This is a genomic window from Azospirillum himalayense (assembly GCF_042657465.1).
Classification (GTDB): Bacteria; Pseudomonadota; Alphaproteobacteria; order Azospirillales; family Azospirillaceae; genus Azospirillum; species Azospirillum himalayense.
The window spans coordinates 288,709-309,650 of sequence record NZ_JBHSLC010000010.1 but is presented as its reverse complement, the minus strand read 5'-3'; the positions used below and the strand labels follow the sequence as shown (position 1 = coordinate 309,650).

The 20,942-nt window shown below is 67.1% G+C and carries 16 protein-coding genes; 8 read left to right on the top strand and 8 right to left on the bottom strand.

What is annotated here, in order from left to right; genetic code table 11:
• Positions 1–170: 170 nt before the first annotated feature.
• Genes ACFPMG_RS08660 through ACFPMG_RS08650 form a run of 3 tightly spaced genes read right to left on the bottom strand, consistent with a single transcriptional unit; the run spans position 171 to position 2,523 of the window.
• Complete coding sequence (locus ACFPMG_RS08660) at positions 171–1,148, bottom strand: hypothetical protein (protein WP_376994764.1); 978 nt, start codon at positions 1,146–1,148, stop codon at positions 171–173.
• Between the two features lie 11 nt (positions 1,149–1,159).
• Positions 1,160–1,576 (bottom strand): phage holin family protein, encoded by a 417-nt coding sequence (locus ACFPMG_RS08655; RefSeq protein WP_376994763.1) that lies wholly within the window; start codon positions 1,574–1,576, stop codon positions 1,160–1,162.
• Positions 1,573–2,523 carry a hypothetical protein gene (locus ACFPMG_RS08650; RefSeq protein ID WP_376994762.1) on the bottom strand — a complete coding sequence of 317 codons (951 nt, stop codon included), beginning with the start codon at positions 2,521–2,523 and terminating at the stop codon, positions 1,573–1,575. The genes ACFPMG_RS08655 and ACFPMG_RS08650 overlap by 4 nt, the downstream gene beginning before the upstream one ends.
• A 261-nt stretch (positions 2,524–2,784) precedes the next feature.
• Here ACFPMG_RS08650 and ACFPMG_RS08645 point away from each other — a divergent pair, with 261 nt between their 5' ends.
• From ACFPMG_RS08645 to ACFPMG_RS08615, 7 genes are all read left to right on the top strand, one after another.
• Positions 2,785–4,215: a hypothetical protein gene (locus tag ACFPMG_RS08645; RefSeq protein ID WP_376994761.1), complete on the top strand. Its 1,431-nt coding sequence runs from the start codon at positions 2,785–2,787 to the stop codon at positions 4,213–4,215.
• A gap of 799 nt (positions 4,216–5,014) precedes the next feature.
• Positions 5,015–5,554, top strand: coding sequence for a hypothetical protein (locus ACFPMG_RS08640; RefSeq protein WP_114858274.1), 540 nt, complete (start codon positions 5,015–5,017; stop codon positions 5,552–5,554).
• Entirely contained in the window at positions 5,547–6,347 is an 801-nt protein-coding gene (locus ACFPMG_RS08635; RefSeq protein WP_376994760.1) for a response regulator transcription factor, read from the top strand. The genes ACFPMG_RS08640 and ACFPMG_RS08635 overlap by 8 nt, the downstream gene beginning before the upstream one ends.
• Positions 6,328–7,959 (top strand): sensor histidine kinase, encoded by a 1,632-nt coding sequence (locus ACFPMG_RS08630; protein ID WP_376994759.1) that lies wholly within the window; start codon positions 6,328–6,330, stop codon positions 7,957–7,959. The genes ACFPMG_RS08635 and ACFPMG_RS08630 overlap by 20 nt, the downstream gene beginning before the upstream one ends.
• A 146-nt stretch (positions 7,960–8,105) precedes the next feature.
• On the top strand, positions 8,106–10,691 hold the full coding sequence (locus tag ACFPMG_RS08625; protein WP_376994758.1) for a cation:proton antiporter: 2,586 nt from the start codon (positions 8,106–8,108) through the stop codon (positions 10,689–10,691).
• Positions 10,692–10,707: 16 nt separating this feature from the next.
• On the top strand, positions 10,708–11,619 hold the full coding sequence (locus ACFPMG_RS08620) for a DMT family transporter (RefSeq protein ID WP_376994757.1): 912 nt from the start codon (positions 10,708–10,710) through the stop codon (positions 11,617–11,619).
• Between the two features lie 117 nt (positions 11,620–11,736).
• A complete protein-coding gene (locus ACFPMG_RS08615; RefSeq protein ID WP_376994756.1) occupies positions 11,737–12,135 on the top strand; it encodes a hypothetical protein in 399 nt (132 codons plus the stop codon).
• A 31-nt stretch (positions 12,136–12,166) separates the two neighbouring features.
• Here ACFPMG_RS08615 and ACFPMG_RS08610 read toward each other — a convergent pair whose 3' ends face one another.
• From ACFPMG_RS08610 to rimI, 5 genes are all read right to left on the bottom strand, one after another.
• Entirely contained in the window at positions 12,167–13,651 is a 1,485-nt protein-coding gene (locus ACFPMG_RS08610; protein WP_376994755.1) for an alkaline phosphatase D family protein, read from the bottom strand.
• A gap of 251 nt (positions 13,652–13,902) precedes the next feature.
• Positions 13,903–14,130, bottom strand: coding sequence for an anti-sigma factor family protein (locus ACFPMG_RS08605; protein ID WP_103039101.1), 228 nt, complete (start codon positions 14,128–14,130; stop codon positions 13,903–13,905).
• Positions 14,131–14,461: 331 nt separating this feature from the next.
• Positions 14,462–14,935 carry a sigma-70 family RNA polymerase sigma factor gene (locus tag ACFPMG_RS08600; protein ID WP_014197118.1) on the bottom strand — a complete coding sequence of 158 codons (474 nt, stop codon included), beginning with the start codon at positions 14,933–14,935 and terminating at the stop codon, positions 14,462–14,464.
• A 486-nt stretch (positions 14,936–15,421) separates the two neighbouring features.
• Positions 15,422–16,903, bottom strand: coding sequence for a RimK family protein (locus ACFPMG_RS08595; RefSeq protein ID WP_376994754.1), 1,482 nt, complete (start codon positions 16,901–16,903; stop codon positions 15,422–15,424).
• Entirely contained in the window at positions 16,903–18,096 is a 1,194-nt protein-coding gene (gene rimI / locus ACFPMG_RS08590) for a ribosomal protein S18-alanine N-acetyltransferase (protein ID WP_376994753.1), read from the bottom strand. Before rimI ends, ACFPMG_RS08595 begins: the two co-directional genes overlap by 1 nt.
• Positions 18,097–18,397: 301 nt before the next feature.
• Between rimI and ACFPMG_RS08585 the strand changes: the two genes are divergently transcribed.
• Complete coding sequence (locus ACFPMG_RS08585) at positions 18,398–20,896, top strand: glycogen/starch/alpha-glucan phosphorylase (protein ID WP_376994752.1); 2,499 nt, start codon at positions 18,398–18,400, stop codon at positions 20,894–20,896.
• Positions 20,897–20,942: the final 46 nt, after the last annotated feature.

The following is a 20,942-nucleotide window of genomic DNA, read 5'->3' as shown; positions in this document are numbered from 1 at the left end:
AGGATGGCAGGCCTGCGCCCGGCGCACGCTGCGGCGAACTGTCGCGGGCGGTCTCCACCCATGGGAGACCATGCGGGGTGGTCGGACAACGAGAAACCGGCCCCGCGGTCGAGGCCGCGGGGCCGGTGCAGTCAGCGTGGAACCCGAAGGGAGCCGAGGGGGAAGCCGGATCAGCCCGGCTTGCGCGCCTCTTCCCGAGCCGCGTCGCTGGCCGCGCTCACCGCGTCGCCGACCTCTTCCTTGGCGGCTTCAACCGCCGCGCGGGCGGCGCGGGTGCCGCGGTCCATGGCGTCGAGGGCCATCTCCTTGGCGCGGTTCGTGGCCTCGTCGGCGTACTCGCCGACCCAGCGGTCCTCATAGCGGGAGGAGGGGATGCTGGCGCCCAGCGCGGCGCCGAGCGCGACGCCCATTATGCCCGCGACCATCGGGTGGTCATCCACCATCTCCCAGAAGCGCCCGGTGGCACTGTGCAGGCGGTCCGACGCCCGGAAGTGGCTGGCGCCGCCATGGTTGCCACCGGGATTGCCGATATGGCTGTCCACCCGGCTGCTCACGTCCCGGCGCATGTCATGCGCCCGGTCGCGGGCGTGGTCGGTCAGCCCGCGGACACGGTCGCCGGCCTCGTCCACGGCGTCGCTCGCCTTGTCGTAGACATGGCTCGCGGCGTCGCTGGCCCGCTCGTAGGCGTGGCTGGCGGCCTCACGCACGCTGTGGCCGGCGCTGTAGAAGGTGTCGCGAGCGTATTGCGCGGCGCTGCCGGCGCGGTCGCGGACATTGTGCATCGTCCCGCTGCGCGCGATGCGCCGGTCGTAACCCGAGGCGGTGAGGGCCAGCCAACCCAGGCCGATGCCGATCATGGCGAGCGGGATCGGGTTGCTGCGCATGGTCTCGCCGACCGAATGGGACCGCTGGTGGGTCTGGTTGCGGATCGGTTCATAATAGCGGTCCTGGGCGCGTTCGCCGTAGCCGCCGGGGGTGGTGTGCATCCGGTTCATGGTCTGCTCCATCAGGTGACGGGGAGCGAGCCGCGCGGTCTTGCGCTTCAGGACCTGGATCGTATCGCCGATCCGGGCTTGGCGTTCGCGGATCTCCCGTTGCATCGCGTCGTAATCGCGGGGCGTTCCGCGCCCCTTCTCATCGCCGTTCATCGGACCATCGCTCATCGCGCAAGCTGGGAGCGTGCCCAGCGCTTGTCGTCCCGCAGCGTCTCGATGGTGCGCTGCGGCTGGAGATTCTCCGGGCTGAGCCGCTTCTTCCCGATCATCGCCAGCACGCCGCCGATGACGAGCACGACGGTTCCGACGATGACTGCGGCCAGCCACGGCTCGACCACCTTCGACAGCGCGAGCACCGCCGCGGCCAGTAGGACCAGAACGCCGGCAAAAGCGATCAGGCCGCCGGCGACCACATAGGCCGCGCCGCCCGCCGCCTGACCGGCCTTTTCGGTCAGTTCGGCCTTGGCCAGCTCTATTTCCGTGCGGGCGAGGTTGGTGGTCTCCCGCGCCAGATCGGCAAACAGGCCGGCGATGGGTCGGTCTTGCCGCGGATCGTAGGAACGGTCCTCCGCAGCGCTCATGGTTTGATCCCCTGGATCGGAGTGCCGGACGCCGGCTTGGTGTCGGACGCGGCGCCCGGCGGGTTGCTGGACGCGGTGCTGGACGCGTTGCCGGGCGCGGCGGCGGCGGCAGGCGTGGTGCTGGGCGTGGCGCTGGGCGGCGTGCCGGCCACCAGTTCGGCCGCATCACGGGTGCGCGCCGCACTGGTCGCCGCGGTCGCGGCGTTCAGCGGCCGGGGGCTGTCCTGATTGCGGGCGACGCCGCCTCCCGCGGCGGTCATGGCGGTCGTCGAAGTCATGCTGCGAGGGCGCCCCGCCAGATCATGGTCGGTGCGCAAAGCCTCCTGCCCGGCGCGGTCCGCACCCCGCAAACCGAAGTCGCGATAGTCATGATGGTCTTGGTCCCGGGTGTGGCGCGCGCGGTCATGCCGGCCATAGCCGCCGGTCAAATGCGACGGCGAGGTGCTGCGAAATCGCCGTTCTCCTGAGCTTTTGACGAAGCGGGCGAACAGGAAGCCCACGGCGAAGGCGGCGCCGACGAAGACTTCCGGCTGACGCCGCGCAAAGCGCTCCACCTGACCGACCATGTCGTCCATGGTGGAGTTGCGCAGCATGTCGGCCACCCGCTCCACGCGGTCGGCGGCCTGTCCGGCGTAATGGGCGGCGGTGCCGTTGTTCTCGTCGTTCAACTGCTCCGCGGCCTTGTGCAACGCGTTGGCGACGCTGCCCAGCTGGTCGGCGGCGCGGTCCGTCTGCATCTCAAGAAGCGAGCGGATGCGGCCCTGGGCGGCGCCGAGGGTGTCGCGGCCGGCGTCGGCGGCCTCGCCGGCCAAGCGGTTGATGTTGTCGGAGGAACCCCGGTTTTGCGAACGGTCGTTCCCCACTCCCGTGTTCGCCCCACTGTTGGCCATCGGGTCCGGCGTCTTGCGGTTCGGTTCGCCGGTGCCCAACGTATCGCGGTCTGCCATCTGTTTTCCTCCTCAGGGTCGGCTGCGGGTGTGTCCCGGTCCGCAGCCTGCGGCAATTCGCCGCGCTCTGCGGCGTCCGATGTCGGGAATCAAACACACTCATGGGCATCGGAGTTCCGGGGTGTGTATAGCGTTCCTGCGCGGCAACGCGGGGTTGTTGGCGCCGATTCCATTGGCGCTGTCGAAATTGGACGGCCTGCGAAAGTGTGCTAAACTTCTCCGCGAATTCGCGAAGGTTCCAATGAACCGGAGGAGGCGGCCGTGAACGGCATTTTTTCCGCTCTGAGCAACGGCCAGAACAGTCTTTTCCAGCTCCAGAAAGCCAAGAAGGACTGGGAGCGGGCATTGGAGGCCATGGAGGGCAAGGACGCCAAGCAGGTCCTGACCGAGAAGGCCGACCAGGCGAAGCTGCCCTTCACCATGACTCCGGAGCAGCAGAAGAACTTCACCGCCGTGGTCAACGCGCTGGAGGAAGCCAAGCGCGTCGGCGGGCCGAAGGCCGTCGCCGCGCAACGGCTGGAAGAGGTCGAGCGCAAGATCGAAGAACTGAAGATGATGATGCGCCACAGCCGGGGCGACCGGGAAAAGCTGGTGCAGCTGGCGCGGGAGGCTGCGATCCTCGCCAAGCAGGCCGGACGGGCGGCGAAGGAGTATGGCGCCGGTGTGGCCGCCGCTGCGGAGATGGGACTTCCCGGCGGGGCGGGGGCGCCGTCCATCGGTGGCATCACCATCGAGCGGACGACCACCCGCACCTCCATCACCATGGTTCAGACGGAAATCGCCGTCGATGTGACGGTGACCATCCGCGGCGACGGCGCGTCCGCGGATGGCGCCTTGACCGAAGGGGCGCCGCCGGATCCGTCCACGGTTGCGTCACCCCCGCCGCTGCCGGCGGACGGCGCCGCCGCGGAGGGCACCACCACGGCCGCGGACATGGCTGCCGGCGAAGAGGCGGCGGAAGACGGCGAGGCGCGTGCCGCCGAGGCCGCGGCGGCGGCGGCGGCGGCCGGTCTGGCCGGGCAGGCCACAGCCCAAGGCGTGCCCGCGGATGGCGAGGCGTCGTCGGACGAAAAGACCGCCGCCGGAAAGACGGAGCAGGAAAAAGAAAAGGACCGGGCTGAGGGGAAGACCGACAAGGAGGCCGAGGAAAAGGCGGCGGACGGACAGGGAACCGACCTCGAGAGGTTGATGGCAGAGGCGGCGCCCAGCTTGAACGCCGCCCCCAACGCTCCCCAGGGTGACAGGATCCGCAATTACATCCAGCGGATGATGGCCGACAACGACCTGAAGATGTCGCGCTACCGCGAGGCCGACGAGTTCGGGCGCCGGGTCGAGGCCGTCCTCGCGACGGCGAAATCGATCATCGCCGAAGCGAAGGCCGCCAACGAGCTGGATCAGGCTGAAGAGCGGCGAAAGGCGCGACGGGAGTCCTTCAAGGATTACGACAAAATTGTCGAGGAGTCTCAGGACAACGTCAACGAACTGCGTCAGGCGGCGTTCGGGTCCAGCACGACCCTTAAGGATTTCGTCGAGGCCATGACCGACCCGAACGGCACGGACGGCGGTTCCGGCGAACCGGAGGGTGCCGGCGGGGAGTCCGCGGTCATGCCTTCGGCGGACAACCTCACGGCTCTCGGCGGTGGGGATCTGGGAATGCCCGCCCTGTCCGGTTCGGTCAATCTGCTCGCGTAGGAGCATCGGTGCGCCGGAGCTCGGGGCACCTCCTTCGTACGCGTCGGGCAATTGCCTTCGGAAGTATCGCCATCTGGGTAATACAGCCCATTTCGCAGTCAAAGCGGTCTTGACGGGGACGTCGGACAGGCGCAGGATCGCGGATGTGAAGGTTGATGCTCGAAAAGCATTGTACGCACAGTGCCGACCGGCGGTAACGCCGGCCGGATAGAAGGCTGGAGTTCAAGCGGCAACATCGTGTGAGACGCCGACATGGCGCTCTCATCTTACGGATACTGTTGCCCGTCCGGCTGACCGGCGGTGGAGCCATACCCGGGTGGCTCCGCCGCCGATTGTTTTTGGGGCTCTTTTTCGCCCTTTCCTTTTCCCTTCCCAGCCGCCGGTTTTCGCGCCCATGGGCGTATGGTGCCACGCGCCGTGCGCAAGAGCTCCCCGCGCTTTTCCCGTCAGAGGATAAGCCAAAGGGAAGTATGGGTATTTGAGGCGATCGGCACCCTCCCACCTAACCTCTAAATAGGCAAATTAGTTCGAAATCCGACCTATCGATAGGAGTAGGAACAAAAATTGGCCGCAAATGTGCGCAAAAAGGGGGTATCAAACAGGGGTTTAACGCCACATTAACCAGACTGGACTGACCTTGATCTCACGGAGGCGGCAAGTGCAGGCATGGGGCCAGCAACACCGCCCGCGAATTCAACCACGATGCTTGAAAGGCCCGACGATGACGATGACGGGTACCATATGCGAAGTGGCTGGAACCAATGCCGGAGTGGGGTGCCGGCGGCGGAAGGCGGGCCTTGTGCTGGCGGTTCTTCTGCTGGCCGGGTGCCCCGGCACCACGGTTCCTCCTGAAACGCAGACCGCCGGACCGACCGCCATGGCCGTTCCGGTGCCGAAGACGAAACCTGCTCCGCCGCGCGTCAAGACCGCGGGGAAGGATCAGGCGGCCACGCCGGCGGTGAACGGTCCGGGGACCGGCCCCGCCGCCGCGGTCATCGCCATGGCTGGGACAGAGGTGGCGGGGCTGCCCCCCGTACCGTTCGGCGGCGCCAGCCCACCCGCCACCCTGTCCCCCGAAACGCTCGTCGGCCTGGACCAAGTCCAGACCCGGCGTCTCCTGGGCACCCCTGCCGCAACGGAAGAGGCGCCACCTGCAAAGGTGTGGCATTACGCTAAGGGCGATTGCTCGCTCAAAGTCTTCTTCTTCATGGACATGACGTCCTCCCAGGACTTCCGTGCCCTTTCCTACGATATGAAGAGCAGCGAAAATGTCCCAGATGTCGATAAACGATGCTTCGCTCAACTCCTTGCCCAAGGCTGGGATGTCCGCAATGACTGAGTCCGCCGTCGCCCGCGTGGCGCTGGTCGACGACGACGACCTGTTCCGCGAATCCCTCAGCCTCAACCTCGCCGACGAGGGGTATGAGGTCATCACCTTCGACCGTGGCGAACCCGCGCTCGACTTCTTCGCCGAGGGCGGTTCGGTGGACATCGTCCTGCTGGACTGGCGCATGCCGAAGATGGACGGCATCGACGTCCTCCGTCAGATGCGCTCCCGTGGGATCGACCTGCCAGTGATCTTCCTCACCGTGCTGTCGGACCAGATTTACGAAGAGGCCGCCCTGGCCGGCGGCGCGCTCGACTTCGTTGAGAAGTCGCGCAGCCTGTCGATCCTGCTGAAGCGCATGCGCCTCATCGTGGACGGCTCCAAGGGCACGCCCGAGGAGGCTGAGGGGCCGAAGGAGTCCGTCTACGCGCTGGGCAATCTCGACCTGCGCCTGGACAACAGCCGCGCCCTGTGGAACGGCAAGCGCATCGACCTGACGCTGACCGAGTTCAACATCGTCAAGCTGATGGCGACCCGTCCTGAAGAGGACGTGTCCTACCGCGAGATCTACGACCTCGTGCACGGCAAGGGCTTCCTGGCCGGCTACGGCCCGTCGGGCTACCGCGCCAACGTCCGTGCCTTCATCAAGCGCATCCGCCAGAAGTTCCGCGTGGTGGACTCCGAGTTCGATTGCATCGAGAACTATCCGGGCTTCGGCTACCGCTGGGGCAACGGCACCGGTGGCACGGGCCGCACGCGCGACGACGACGCGGATGTGATGGCCGATGGCGCTGCTGCCGATTGAGGCCCGCGGGCCTGACGAGGTGCGGGACGGGGCGGAACTCACCAAGGGAGGCTTCTCCATGGCGGGTTTCCCCGGCGGCCGGTTGCGGTGGCTGTGGCACTCGCTGGCCAGCCGGCTGGCGCTGCTGACCATCGTCTTCCTGGCGGTCCCGGTGCTGATCTATGATCAGTTCCAGCGCGCCGACACCACGACGCAGACCCTGCTGCTGCAAAGCGCGCAGCGGCAGGGCGAGCTGATCGCCCGCGCACTGGAGCCGGACCTGTCCCGCGCCAACCGCGCGGCCCTGCCGCAGCTCGGTCCCATCCTGCGCCGCTTCGCGGATGGGAACACGCGGTTGAAGCTGCTGGTCCGGCCGCGCGCCCTGGCCGGCAACAACCTGATGGGCAGCGACGGCTTCTATTACGTCGCCGCCGCCCCGTCGGTGCCCACCGACGATCTGGACGCCGAGCGGCACCAGCTCCTCGAACAGGGCGTGCTGGACCGGCTGGGCGCCTCCTGCGCCGGGAACGAGCCGCTGGCCTTGCGCCTGCCGCGCTCCTCCGGCGGTTATGAGATCCTGACCTCGGTCACGCCGATCAACACCGCCTTCGGCTGCTGGGCTTTGGTGACCAGCCACACCGCCGGCGGCTATCTGGAATCCTCCCTCGGACGCCCCTACTGGAGCACGCCGGTCGTCCAGGCCGCGGCGATGATCTACATCGTCATGGCGGCGCTGGTGATGGCCGTCCTGCTGGGGGTGTGGCGCAACCTGCACCGGTTCGGCGATCTGGCCCGCGACATCGTGTCGGGCGGCATCGGCGACAGCGGGCAGGGGTCCTTCACCAACCGCAACACCGTGCCGGAGCTGTCCGGGGTGGCCGAGGACTTCGATCGGCTGGTCGATACCCTGCGCGAGAGCGCGCGGTCGCTGCGCCGCGCGGCGGAGGACAACGCCCACGCCTACAAGACGCCCATCGCGGTCATCCGCCAGTCGGTGGAGCCGCTGCGCCGTTCCCTTCCCGCCGAGGACAACCGCAGCCAGCGCGCCCTGACCATGATCGAGAAGTCGGTGGACAAGCTCGACGGTCTGGTCTCCTTCGGGCGGCGCATGGACGAGGCCGCCGCCGATCTGCTGGTCCCGCCGCGCCGCCGGGTCGACCTGTCCGATCTGGTCGAGCGCATGGCCGGCGGCTACACCAGCCTGCTCGCCGAACGGCAGCTCCACATGCGCTCGCGCATCGAATCCGGGGTGGTGGTGCGGGCCAGCGAGGACATCCTGGAAACCGTCATCGAGAATCTGGTGGAGAACGCCGTCAGCTTCTCCCCGCCGGACGGCACCGTCAGCGTGCGCCTGTCGCGCAACGGCGCCTGGGCGGAGTTGGTGGTCGAGGACGAGGGGCCGGGCGTCGATCCGGCGAACCTGCCGCGCATCTTCGAACGCTACTTCTCCCAGCGCGAGCCGGGACGGGGCATGCCGGAGGATGCGGCGGCCCAGAATCAGGCCGAGGCGACCCATTTCGGCATCGGTCTGTGGATCGTGCGGCGGAACATCGAGGCCTTCGGCGGCAAGGTCCGCGCCGAGAACCGCTCCACCGGCGGCTTCCGCATGACGGTGACCCTGGCGGTGGCGTAGGCCCGTACGTTTCCTTCAGTACAGGTGTGGCCGGACTGTACGTCCGGTCACACGTACGGAACAGCTTTGTCCCTTATCCTGACCTTGCTCCCGCCCCAATCGGGCGATACCGTGCGCCGCGACCCCCCAAAGGGCAAGGCAGCCCCATGCACGTCATCGTCATCTATGTCCTCGCGGTATCCGGCCTTCTGGCGCTGGTCAGCCTGCTTCCGCCACTGGCGGCCCGGCTTCGGGTGCCCTACACGGTGCTGCTGGCCGCCGTGGGCGTGGCGCTGGGGCTGGCGATCCAGACCTTCGCCGGGCAGGGCGGCACCGGCCCCTTCCATGACTTTCTGAATTCCCTGGCCGAGATGGACATCTCGTCCGAGGTGCTGATCTACGTTTTCCTGCCGGTGCTGCTGTTCGAAACGGCGCTGGCGGTGGATGTGCGGCGGCTGTTCGACGACGTGTGGCCGATCCTGCTGATGGCCGTGGTGGCGGTGTTCGTCTGCACTTTCGCCGTCGGCTACGCGCTGAACCTCTTCACCTCGATGGGGCTGGTGGCCTGCCTGCTGCTGGGGGCGATCGTCGCCACCACCGATCCGGCGGCGGTCGTCAGCATTTTCCGCGACCTCGGCGCGCCGCGCCGCCTGACCATGCTGGTCGAGGGCGAAAGCCTGCTGAACGACGCCGCGGCCATCGCCCTGTTCACGCTGCTGCTCGGCATGCTGACCCGCAACGCTCATGGCGGGGCGACCGAAGCGGCGATGGAGTTCCTGCACGACTTCGCCGGTGGCGTGGCGACCGGCTATGTCTGTGGGCGCGTGGTCTGCATGATCGTCGAGCCGGTGCGCGACCAGCCAATGGCCGAGATCACGCTGACCGTGGCGCTCGCCTATCTCAGCTATGTGCTGGCGGAGCATTACGTCGGTGCGTCGGGCGTCGTGGCGGTGGTCACGGCGGCGCTGGTCGTCGGTTCGGTCGGGCGTACGCGCATCTCCCCGGCCACCTGGGGGGCGCTGGAGCATGTCTGGAAACAGCTCGGCTTCTGGGCGAACTCGCTGATCTTTCTGATGACGGCGCTGCTGGTGCCGCGCCTGCTGGGCGGCATTGGCTGGAGCGACGTCGGGCTGGTGCTGGTCGTCGTCGGGGCGGCCACGGTATCCCGCGCCCTGGTGCTGTTCGGCCTGCTGCCGCTGCTGTCCGGCGCCGGTCTGGCCCAGCGGGTCAGCCATGCCTACAAGGCGGTGATGCTGTGGGGCGGCCTGCGCGGCGCGGTGTCTCTGACTCTGGCTCTGGCCGTGACGGAGAACGGGCGCGTTCCCGACCGGGTGCAGGGCTTCGTCGCCGTGCTGGTCACCGGCTTCGTCTTCTACACGCTGTTCATCAATGGCACGACGCTGCGCGCCGTCATCAACCTGCTGGGCCTCAACAAGCTGTCGCCGGTCGAACACGCCATGCGCAACCGCGCGCTCGCTTTGTCGCTGACCGGCGTGCGTGAACGGGTGGAGGGGCTGGCACACCGCTACGAGGTGGACGAGCAGGCCGTCGGCTCCATCGTGTCGCAATACAGCGACCGGCTTGACGCCATCGTCCGGGAACGGTCGACCGAGGCGCCGCTGAACAACGAGGACCGCGTGACCATCGGCCTCGTCATCCTGGTGAACCGCGAGGAGGAGCTGTATTACGAGCACTTCCGCGAGGGCATCCTGTCGCGCGGGGTGGCGGAACTGCTGAACCGCCGGACGGGGCGTCTGCTCGATGCCGTGAAAGCTCAGGGACGCGCCGGTTACCGCGCCTTCGAAGAGCCTTTCATCTCCTTCACGCCCTGGATGCGGGTCGCCAGCCTGCTGCACCGCCGGTTGGGCATCCACGCGCCGCTGGCCCGCCGGCTCGCCTTCCGGTTCGAGATTCTTCTGGGCGTGCGCACCGTGCAGCGCGAGCTTCTGGAGTTCATCAACGACAAGGTCGGCCAAGTGCTGGGCACCGACGTCGCCTGCGAGTTGGAAGGCATCCTGACGGTGCGCCTCGCCATGGTCGAGCAGGCCCTGGCGGCGCTGAAGCTCCAGTATCCCGACTACGCGCTGATCCTGCAGAGCCGCTACGTCAGCCGCGCCGCCCTGCGGCTGGAGGAGGCGGATTACCGCGCGCTCTTCGCCGAATCGATCATCAGCCAGGAAATCCTGAGCGACCTGCAACGCGATCTGGACGACCGCCGCCGCGCGCTCGACGCCTTGCCGAAGCTCGATCTGCGGCTGGATCTGATGGACCTCGTGGGGCGGGTGCCGCTGTTCGAGGGGCTGGAGGGCGACCGCCTGCGCGGGATCGCCACCCTGTTGAAGCCGCGGCTGGTCCTGCCCGGGGAGACCATCGTCCGGCGCGGCGAACGCGGCGACGCCATGTTCTTCATCGCGTCCGGCGCCGTGGAGGTGCTGGTTCCGGGTCTGGACGAGCCGGTCCAGCTCGGCACCGGGGAGGTGTTCGGCGAGATGGCTCTGCTGACCCGCCAGCGGCGCAACGCCGATGTGCGTGCGATGGGCTATTGCCAACTGCTGGTCCTGGATGTGAGAGACTTTCATCGGCTGGTGAAGAAGGACGCAAGCCTGCGTGCCCATCTCCAGTCGGTGGCCGAGGCGCGGCGCAATCCGCCGCCGAAGCCGGCCGAGGCTGTTCAGGAGGTTGCGACCCCGCTGGCGGACCCGCCTACCGTGGTCGAGGCCCCCGCCGCCGAAAGCGCGCAGGCACGGGGATAGGAGACGACGAGAGACGATGACCGTGCAAGCGACCACCGCCGCCGCGGGCGGGCGGCCCGATTGGGTGCGCCTGATGCCGGGCGTTTTCGTCCTGCTGTGGAGCACCGGGTTCATCGGCGCCAAGTACGGCCTTCCCTATGCGGAACCGCTGACCTTCCTGCTGGTCCGGCTGGGGCTGGTCGCCGTGATCCTCGGCCTCGTCGCCCTGGTCACCGGCGCGCCCTGGCCGAAGAGCTGGGCCGAGGCCGGGCGGATCGCGCTGGCCGGGCTGCTGGTGCACGGCGTCTATCTGACCGGCGTGTTCTGCGCCATCGCGAAGGGCATGCCGGCGGGTGTGACCGCGCTGATCGTCGGTATCCAACCGTTGCTGACCGCCGCCCTCTCCGGCCCGCTGCTGGGCGAGCGGGTGAGCGGACGGCAATGGATGGGTTTCCTGATGGGGCTGGCCGGAGTCGGGCTGGTGGTGGGCGAGAAGCTGCACTTCGACTCGACCGACGCGCTGGGCATCGGGCTGGCGCTGGCCGCCCTGCTGGGCATCACCTTCGGCACGCTCTACCAGAAGCGCCACGGCACGGCGATGGACCTGCGCAGCGGTGCCGCCATTCAATACGCCGCAACCGCGGCGGTGCTGGCGGTGCTGGCTCCGCTGTTCGAGACGATGCGCATCGACTGGACCGGCGAATTCGTCTTCGCCCTGTTGTGGCTCAGCTTCGTGCTGTCGGTGGGAGCGATTTTCCTTCTGTTCCTGTTGATCCGGCGCGGTGCGGCGGCGCGCGTGGCGAGCCTGTTCTATCTGGTCCCGCCGGTGACGGCGGTGATCGCCTGGGCGATGTTCGGGGAGCGGTTGGGGCTGCTGGCCCTGTCCGGCATGGCGCTGGCGGTCGCCGGGGTCGCCCTGGTCAACCGCAGTGCCAAGCGCGCGGCCTGACGCCGTGCGCATTGCCTCGGCGGGGCGCTCCGACTATGCTTTCCCGCACCGGCAAAAGATCCGGCGGCGTCCGCTGGTTCAACCACGCTTCGGCAAACCACATCGGAAGTGAGTGTCATGGACGGCCTGGAGCCCATCTCGCTCGATGACAACCAGACCCTGCAGGCCATCGGCATCCTGGCCGATGTCCTGGACGGGGTGGACGGCCCCGGCGGGCTGGACACGGTTCTGGTTTCCAAGGCGCTGCGGCAGGTGATCGCCACCAAGTCCCAGCCGGCCTTCGAATTCGCCACGCGCGCCTTCAACACGCTCGACGCCAACGTGCGCCGTCAGGTGGCGGAGACCGCCGATCAGGCCGCTCACGATTCGGTCGAGCTGCGCGCCCGCGTCGGCGGCTTCCTGGCGACCTCGGCGAAGGCGCCGGCGGCCGGCGGCCCTGCCACGCCGGCGCAGGCCACCAGCTTCCTCAACGCGCTCAATCTGCGCAACCGCCGCCGGTCGCCGCAGTCGGAGTGAGCCGGCTTGGTGCCGGTCAGATTTCTTTGGCTCAGATCACCTGTGTGTAGCGGTTCGGCTGGCCCTCGGCAGACCAGCGGGCGTGGATTTGCCCCTTGCCGTCGAAGATCAGCGACAGCCAGTTGCGCTGCCGGATGATGCGCTTGCCCGATTCAGGAAAGGCCGGCATTTCGAAGACATAGCCGTTGGGCAGGGTTTCCTTGCGGCCGGCCAGCCATTCCAGGGCGAAGGCGGTGGCCTTGGCGGGCGGCGGATGGACAACCCCCGACGCGATGAGCTGCCAGATCTCCACGCCGCCGCCGCGCAGCACGGCCCGCGCGCCCGCGTGGATTTCGCCCGATACGGACGTCACCCGGCACCCGGTGCGCCGCGAGAATTCCGCCAGCAGGCCGATCAGGCGCAACCACTCCTCGGCGTGGGCGGGGCTGCGCCATTGATCGCGCAGATCGTCCTCGATCCCGACACGGACGGGCGACAGGCCGACCGCCCGCTCCATCACGCCGGTGTCGAGGTAGAGCAGCGGCACGCTGGACATCAGGATCAGGTGACGGCAGCCCTTGAAGCGTTCCAGCCACTCTGGCAGGGCATCCCACACCCGGTCCGACAGAACGCGGCGGGGGGTGCGGTCACTGCGCATGTCCAGCGCCAGGACGCCGACATCGCCGAGCCGGAATCCCTGGCTGAACGAGTCCATGGGCGCCCCCCACACGCATTCCGGCTGGGCGCCCTCCATGGCGGCCAGTTGGAACAGCGAGAAGTGGCGACGGGCCGCCGCGTAGACGCCGCGCCAAGCCGGGGACATCATCTCCTCGTCCGGGTGGGAGCCCCAGCCGTCGAAGATGTCGTGGTCGTCCCACATCATCACCGAGGGAATGCGCGCCGTGACCGCCGCGGTTTCCGGCTGGCCCCAGACCCGCAGATAGAGGTCGAAGTAGAAGTCTTCCGCCTCTTGCGCCATGGCGGGGGTGAAGGGCTCGTCCAGGCGGGCGGCGTCGGTCCGCTTCTTCCAGGCGCTGAGCAGCGGCGGCTTGCGCCACACCGCGTCGGCGTAGAGCTGGTCGCCGCCTTGCAGCAGCAGATGGAAGCGTTCGCCCTCGTGGCGGCGGCGCAGGTCACCCCACAGGGCGTTGCGCGGCGCGTCCAGCCCGGCGATCTTCTCCTCGTCCTCCGCCCCGTTGCAGGAGACGTAGGCGATCCGCGGCGGCGAGGCGCGTCCCGGAACGGTCACCGCCCAGGTGTCCCCCGGCGAGGCCCCGTCGGTGAAGCCATAGGCGGCCTCGGCATCGCGGGCGCCGCGCGGAATCGCGAAATCGAATCGCCAGACATGCCGGTTTCCCCATTGAGCGAGGTGGCGGGGCGGAACCGGCAGGGTCACGCCGTCCACACGCAGATCGTAGGGTTCGGCGTCGCCGTCCAGCACGAAGAGGGCGGACAGCCACCAGCGGTCGCCTTGCTCTCCCCGGAAATAAAGGACGGGACCCAGAATGATGTTCGGTGCCGGCCTGCCGCGCGCCATGGACGCTCTTTATCCTCTTCGTTCCCGCCGGTCCGGGCGCCCATGGCCCAGCTTCCGTTTCCGCGGCTCCTGTTTATGGGAAAAGCCGCAGGTCTGTAAAAGGGGCAAGCGTTGATCCGAAGGGGGAAGCCGCGTGGAAATGCGGGAGCACGCGCCACGCTGGCGGGAACACCAGGGTGCGGGCAAAAAAAGCGGGCGGCCGGGTCGTCCGGTCGCCCCTCATGTGACGATGGAACGCGGGAATCGGGGGGCTAGTCCTTGCGGCGTTGCCTCAGCAGTTCGAGCATGCGCGCCGGTACCGGCTCTTCCAGCACGGGATCGTAAAGGCGGTGAAGCTCATCCACATGGCTTCTGTGGAAGGTCACCACGGCCTTTGCGTCGGCGTCGTCCTCTACGGACTGCTCGAACTCCTGACGCTCCTTATCGTCCAAGGCACCGTCAAGATATGCGTTGATATGGTTCATCGTCACACGCTTCATATCTTTTGATCCCGGAGCGTCTCCGGAGGCCATCCCCCTGAGACGGAAACGATCCGCGACGCAGAGTTCAATATAGTGCGGCGGGCACGGCGTCGGGAGTGGTGACTTACCTCTTCTTATGGGGGTGATGCCGATACCGCCAAATGGGTGGCGAAGCGTATCCGATCGGTCCCCGTGGATGTTCGGCCACTCCGCAGCAGCCATACTCGTTTCACACGCGGAATGTAACAGCCGCTCCCATCGGTTGTTCCGGCGCAGGATTGTCCGATGCGATGGAAGAATCAACCTGTTGTACGGTTGCCATACCCCGCGGCGCATTCCCTGCCGCGCCCTAGGCGGCCATCAGGTTGTTCAGCCGCTCGCGGGCCCGGCACAGGCGGGACCGGATGGTGCCGATGGAGACGTTCAGCTTCTCCGCAGCCTCCTGATAGGGGCGGCCTTCGATGGCGACCAGCTTCACGACCTTGCGCTGGCTGGGGGTGAGGGCACCGAAGGCGCGGTCCACGTCGCGAAAGACCAGCCGGGCGATCTGCGAGGCCTCGACCGACATGGCGCCGTCCCACAGTTCGACCTTGGTGACGTGCTTTTCACGCTGGAGGTTGTTGAAATGCAGATTCTTCAGCATCGTGGTCAGCCAAGCCTGCATGTTGGTGCCGGGCTCGAAACGATGCTGGCGGGACAGAGCGCGGGCAAGACAGTCCTGGGTGAGATCCTCGGCGGCGCTGACGTCGCGCGTCAACTTGCAGGCATAGCGCTGCAGGTTCGGCATGCAACGGATCAGTTCGGCTTCGAAACAATACGCCATTGTTGCTCTTCCTCCAGCTTCTCTTCATTCGGCGGGGCTGCCGGTCCGTGGTGACGGCGCCCCCGTCCCGAGAGTTCAGTTCGCGGGATTCCGACTCCCGAGGCTTCGGTGGGAGACGATCCCTTTTCGACGCGCCCTTTTTCGACGCGTGGTCCCTTCCGGCGCCGGTCCTGTGGCCGCGCCGGTTGTTGCGATTTGTGTCGGTGGTTTAGAATGCGGTGGTGCTGCCTAGCAGTGTCCGGGTGTCGGTCCGGCGCAGCACAATGAGCAGTTCGTCGTCATCAACGGTCTCCCGCTCTCCAGCCTGGGCAACTCCAAAGCGTTGATGCGCTTCGGTGTTGCTCCCGTTCGTGGTGACGTTGATTTCATAACGCGGTGGGAAGAGGCTTGTTCCCCGGCGGCCACAGCCGAAAACATCTTAGGAGGAGAAGTGTTTGGAATGTGGGGGTCATCCAAACGGATGGTGGAACTGCCCGAAGGGAAGAATCAGAGTCCAGAGCCGGGCTTGCGCGGCCGCGATTCCAGACGGCGCAGGAATTCGCCCATGATGAGGCGGTACAAGCCGTCCTTCAGCTTGGCGTCCTCGACGCCGAGGTCGATGCTGGGGTTGTCGTTGATCTCGATGACGAACACGCCGCGCTCGTTCTGCTTCACGTCCACGCCGTAGAGCCCGTCGCCGATCAGTCCCGCCGCCTTCACGGCGGTCTCGATGACCTCGCGCGGCGCCTCTTCGATGGCCAGCGTGCGTGCGGAGCCCTGCTCGGCGCGGCCGTTGCCGCCGTGCTTGACGATCTGCCAGTGCTTCTTCGCCATCAGATACTGGCAGACATAGATCGGCTGCCGGTTCAGCACGCCGACGCGCCAGTCGAACTCCGTGTACATGAACTCCTGGGCCAGGATCACGTCGGACTGCTCGAACAGGCTTTCGGCCGTCGCTTCCAGCTCGCCGCGGGTCTGCACCTTGAAGACGCCGCGGGAAAAGGAGCCGTCCGGAATCTTGAGGACGATGGGGTAGGGGATCTCTTGGTCCAGCGTTGCCAGCCCGCGCTTGTCGAAGATCACTGTCTTCGGCGCCGGGATGCGGTTGGCGCGCAGCAGCTCGGCCAGATAGACCTTGTTGGTGCATTTCAGGATCGAGTTCGGATCGTCGATCACCGGCATGCCTTCCGTCGCCGCCTTCTTGGCGAAGCGGTAGGTGTGGTGGTCGAGATTCGTCGTCTCGCGGATGAACAGCGCGTCGAACTCGGCGAGGCGGGCGTAGTCCTTCTTCTCGATCAGTTCGACCGCGATGCCCAGGCTTTCCCCGGCCTTGACGAATTTCTGGAGCGCGCGCGGGCTGGAGGGAGGAAGCTCCTCCTTCGGATTGTGCAGGATGGCCAGCGTGTAGCGCGGCGGCGCCTTGGTCGCCGGCTCCCGCCAGGACGTCCGGGTGTAAGCGTCGAGCGCCGCCTGGAACAGCGCTTCCTGGTCGGGGCGCAGGTCGGCCAGCGAGAGGGGCTCCAGGGCGTGAACGGTCCAACCGTTCTTCAGCCGCACCTGGACCTTCAGCAGGGGGCAGCGGAACAGGTCGAAGATCGTTCGGGCGATGTCCTGGAACCGCGCGTCGTCGGCGTGGCCGAAGAAGAGCGTCAGGTTGAAGGAGGCCTCCGGCGGGTGGTCCATCCGCTTGATGGCCTTGCGCAGCGCCTCCTCCACCTCAGCCAACTGGGCGCGGTAGAAGGTCTTCTGCGACAGGTCCAGGATGGTCCGGACGGAGGGGATCACCCGCTCGCCGCGCGCCTCCGCCAGCAGCGAGACGTAATAGCCGGTGCCCAGATAGCGGTAGCTGCGCGACAGGTTCAGCACCCGCGCGCCGCGCGGCGCCTGCTCCGGGTGGGCGATGTAGTCGCGGGCGCTGATCACCGGCAGCCCGTCCTTCGCCCATTTCACGTCCGCCCGGCGGTCGACGACCAGGAGATGCGCGGGCATCAGTCGGCGGACCCATCGGCGGCCCGATCAGAGAGCTGGGGGCGGAGGAGAAGGGCGGCCTTCAACTGGGCCTTTCCGTAGCGGGCCATGCGCTCGAAGTCGGCTTTCGGGATCGGCATGTTCATCCGGTCGATGTGAGCGTGGTGACGGTCGTACACAAGCGGATCATGAACATAGAGAAAGCGGTCGTCGGCACCGGTCACGACGACCCAATGCGGAAATTTTTCGTGATAGATCCGGTAGGAGCTGATGAGCACGATGGGGATGGCCCCGCCCGCCACCGCGTCGGCCATGTCCTGGGCGGTCAGGGTGTTGTGGCGGACGGTGGCGCCGCTGCCCTCCAGCTCGTCGAGGAAGTCCTCGTGCACGATGCGCATGACCTCCTTCTTCTCGTCGCTGCGCACGCTGTCCAGGAAGGGGGTGGCGTTGTCCTTGATGTGGATGTCCACCGCGAAGCCGCGCCGCGCTGCCGCCAGCGCCAGCCCGAACGGGCCGCAGCCGCCATGGCCGGAGGTCATGAAGACCGTGGTGGATTCCCGCCACAGGCGGATTTCCAGCTTCCGCCCCAGCTCGATCTCCGTGGGCTTCAGCGCCTTCATCGCCATCATCAGGGCCGACGGGCCGCAGGTGAAGTCCAGGGTCTGCTGGTAGTAGGGGACCAGGGGTCCGCCCAGCGGCGCGCTGGGACCGCTGTGGCCGAGGCGCTTTTCCAGCCGCAGCGCCTCCATGTGGTCTTCGTAATAGTCGGTGTAGACGCCGAACTCGCGGTAGCCGGCCTTCTTGTAGAGATCGATCGCCGCGGCGTTGTCGCGCCGTACCTCCAGCCGCAGGTAGATGCAGTCCCGCGAGCGGGCCGCCTGCTCCGCCGCGGCGAGCAGCCGTTTGGCGACGCCCTGGCCGCGGTGGTCGGGATCGACGGCGAAGGAGTAGAGCCGGGCGAGCGAGGTGCCGGAATGGAAGGACACCAGCGCGTAACCGACCACCACGCCGCTGTGGACTTCCACAAGGCCTGTGGCCTTGGCTTTCGTGAGCAAATATTGAAAACTACGTCGGGTCAGGCGGTCGGTGGCGAAACACCGCTCCTCGATGGCCAGCAGCGCGGCGATGTCCGCCGGCTGGGCCTGACGGAGCAGGATGGTGGCGTCGCCGGGAAGCTCCTGGCGAGAGTCCGCAGATACGGTATTGTCGAGCATCGGGAGGTTCAAAGAGGCTGACACGGACGCCATCTTACTCCCTCCAGCGGGGCTTCGCAGCGATTACCGAGCTTCGGTGCGCCGCGGGGGTGGTTCCCATTTTGGCACAGCGCGTGTGGCACAAGGGCAAGTCTTGGCTGTTGCTCTGGACGAACGGCCTAGCCAATTCGGCAGGCCAATTCGACTGGTTGGCGCAGCGACTTAAACGTTGCTTAACCATGGACCCCGGAAACTGCCGCCGATGGAAGACCGGCTAAATAACCGCCGCTCCAGTTGGCCCTGGAAAGAAGAAAGTCAAGACATGGACGCTCGGTATAAGTCCCGCGAGATCGAACGCCGCAGTCTGGATGTCGACGGGCTGAAGCGCTCGTTTCTGGAGTGGCTGGTTTATTCCGTCGGCAAGGACGCGCGGGCGGCGACCCGGCGCGACTGGTTCCACACCGTGGCGCTCGCCGTGCGTGACCGCCTCGTGGACCGTTGGATGGACACGACGCGGACCTATTACCAGCAGGACGCCAAGCGCGTTTACTACCTATCGCTGGAATTCCTGATCGGTCGCTTGCTGACCAACAGCCTCGCCAACCTCGGCATCACCGACCAGTGCCGTCAGGCGCTCGACCGCATCGGCCTGAACCTCGACGACGTGGTGGAGGCTGAACCGGACGCCGCGCTCGGCAACGGCGGCCTCGGCCGTCTCGCCGCCTGCTTCCTCGACAGCATGGCGTCGGAAGCGCTGCCCGGCTACGGCTACGGCATCCGCTACGAGTTCGGCCTGTTCGAGCAGCGCTTCGAGCATGGCTGGCAGGTCGAGTATCCGGAGCAGTGGCTGCAGTTCGGCAACCCGTGGGAGTTCCCGCGTCCGGAGGTTCTGTATCCCGTCCAGTTCTACGGCCGCGTCGAGGAGTTCCGGGATTCAGTGGGCGAGCGCGCCTACCGCTGGGTCGACGCCGAGCGCGTGCTGGCCATGGCCTACGACACGCCGGTGGTCGGCTACGGCGGGGACACGATCAACACGCTGCGCCTGTGGTCGGCCCGCGCCACGCGCGACTTCAACTTCGGCCACTTCAACGACGGCGCCTACATGAAGGCGGTCGAGCAGAAGGTGCTGACCGAGAACCTGAGCCGCGTCCTCTACCCGAACGACGCGACGGAGGGCGGCAAGGAGCTGCGGCTGAAGCAGGAGTATTTCTTCACCTCCGCCTCGCTGCAGGACATTCTGCGCCGCTATCTGCAGCACCATTCCAATTTCGACAGCCTGCCCGACAAGGCGGCGATCCAGCTCAACGACACCCACCCGGCCATCGGCATCGCCGAACTGATGCGGCTGCTGGTGGATCAGCACGGCGTGGTCTGGGACAAGGCGTGGGACATCACCCGCGCGACCTTCTCCTACACCAACCACACGCTGCTGCCGGAAGCGCTGGAGGCGTGGCCGGTGCGCATGATGGAGCGCGTGCTGCCGCGCCACATGCAGATCATCTACGAGATCAACGCCAAGTTCCTGAACCGCTCCAAGGCGCGGGCGGCGGGCGACAACGGGCGGCTGTCCCGCCTGTCGCTGATCGACGAGCGCGGCGACCGCCGGGTGCGCATGGGCAATCTGGCCTTCCTCGGCTCGCACAAGGTCAACGGCGTGTCGGCCCTGCACACCGAGTTGATGAAGCAGACCGTCTTCGCCGACTTCCACGCGGAGTTCCCGGAGCGCATCAACAACAAGACCAACGGCATCACCCCGCGCCGCTGGCTGCATCAGGCGAACCAGCCGCTGGCCGCACTGATCACCAGCCGCATCGGCAACGGCTGGATCAAGGACCTCAGCCAGATCAGCGCGCTGGCCGAGAAGGCCGACGATCTGGTCTTCCGCGAGGAGTTCCGCCGCGCCAAGCGCAAGAACAAGAAGCGGCTGGCCGCCTACATCGCGCGCCAGACCGGGGTGGACGTGCAGGTCGACAGCCTGTTCGACGTGCAGGTCAAGCGCATGCACGAGTACAAGCGCCAGCTCCTGAATATCCTTCAGGCGATCGCGCTGTACAACGAGATGCGCGACAACCCGACGGTATCCTGGGTGCCGGTGACCAAGATCTTCGCCGGCAAGGCGGCGCCGAGCTATCACATGGCCAAGCTCATCATCAAGCTCATCAACGATGTGGCGAAGGTGGTGAACCATGACCCGTCGGTGCACGACAACCTGAAGATCGTGCTGCTGCCGAACTACAACGTCACGGCGGCGGAGATCATCATGCCGGCAGCCGACCTGTCGGAGCAGATCTCCACCGCGGGCATGGAGGCGTCGGGCACCGGCAACATGAAGCTGGCCCTGAACGGCGCGCTGACCATCGGCACGCTGGACGGCGCCAACGTCGAGATCCGCGAGCATGTGGGCGACGACAACATCTTCATCTTCGGCCTGACCGCCGAGGAGGTGAACGACCTGCGGGCCAGCGGCGGCTTCAACCCGCGCGAGGTCATCGCCTCCAACCCCAGCCTGAAGCGGGCGCTCGACATGATCTCCACCGGCGTCTTCTCGCCGGACGATCCCCACCGCTACCACCCGATCCTCCAGGCGCTGACCGACGGCGGCGACCATTTCCTGGTGACGGCGGATTTCTCCGACTACTGCCAGGCGCAGCAGGCGGCCATGGACCTCTACCGCGACCAGGAGGAATGGACGCGCAAGGCCATCCTGAACACGGCCAACATGGGCTGGTTCTCCTCCGACCGCACCATCATGGAATACGCGACGGAGATCTGGGACGTGCATCCCGTGAAGCCGGAGCATCCTGCCGAAACCGAGACCTGACGCGGCCCGGTCCGGGGTCGGACAAAAATTGTGCTGCGAAGGCGCG

Bases quoted from the DNA above. Each gene is read 5' to 3' on its own strand.
- ACFPMG_RS08610 (WP_376994755.1), bottom strand. From the start codon at position 13,651: ATGGCGCGCGGCAGGCCGGCACCGAACATCATTCTGGGTCCCGTCCTT.
- ACFPMG_RS08585 (WP_376994752.1), top strand. From the start codon at position 18,398: ATGGACGCTCGGTATAAGTCCCGCGAGATCGAACGCCGCAGTCTGGAT.
- ACFPMG_RS08655 (WP_376994763.1), bottom strand. From the start codon at position 1,576: ATGAGCGCTGCGGAGGACCGTTCCTACGATCCGCGGCAAGACCGACCC.
- ACFPMG_RS08620 (WP_376994757.1), top strand. From the start codon at position 10,708: ATGACCGTGCAAGCGACCACCGCCGCCGCGGGCGGGCGGCCCGATTGG.
- ACFPMG_RS08600 (WP_014197118.1), bottom strand. From the start codon at position 14,935: ATGGCGTATTGTTTCGAAGCCGAACTGATCCGTTGCATGCCGAACCTG.
- ACFPMG_RS08615 (WP_376994756.1), top strand. From the start codon at position 11,737: ATGGACGGCCTGGAGCCCATCTCGCTCGATGACAACCAGACCCTGCAG.
- ACFPMG_RS08625 (WP_376994758.1), top strand. From the start codon at position 8,106: ATGCACGTCATCGTCATCTATGTCCTCGCGGTATCCGGCCTTCTGGCG.
- ACFPMG_RS08660 (WP_376994764.1), bottom strand. From the start codon at position 1,148: ATGAACGGCGATGAGAAGGGGCGCGGAACGCCCCGCGATTACGACGCG.
- rimI (WP_376994753.1), bottom strand. From the start codon at position 18,096: ATGCTCGACAATACCGTATCTGCGGACTCTCGCCAGGAGCTTCCCGGC.
- ACFPMG_RS08630 (WP_376994759.1), top strand. From the start codon at position 6,328: ATGGCGCTGCTGCCGATTGAGGCCCGCGGGCCTGACGAGGTGCGGGAC.
- ACFPMG_RS08650 (WP_376994762.1), bottom strand. From the start codon at position 2,523: ATGGCAGACCGCGATACGTTGGGCACCGGCGAACCGAACCGCAAGACG.
- ACFPMG_RS08595 (WP_376994754.1), bottom strand. From the start codon at position 16,903: ATGCCCGCGCATCTCCTGGTCGTCGACCGCCGGGCGGACGTGAAATGG.
- ACFPMG_RS08635 (WP_376994760.1), top strand. From the start codon at position 5,547: ATGACTGAGTCCGCCGTCGCCCGCGTGGCGCTGGTCGACGACGACGAC.
- ACFPMG_RS08605 (WP_103039101.1), bottom strand. From the start codon at position 14,130: ATGAAGCGTGTGACGATGAACCATATCAACGCATATCTTGACGGTGCC.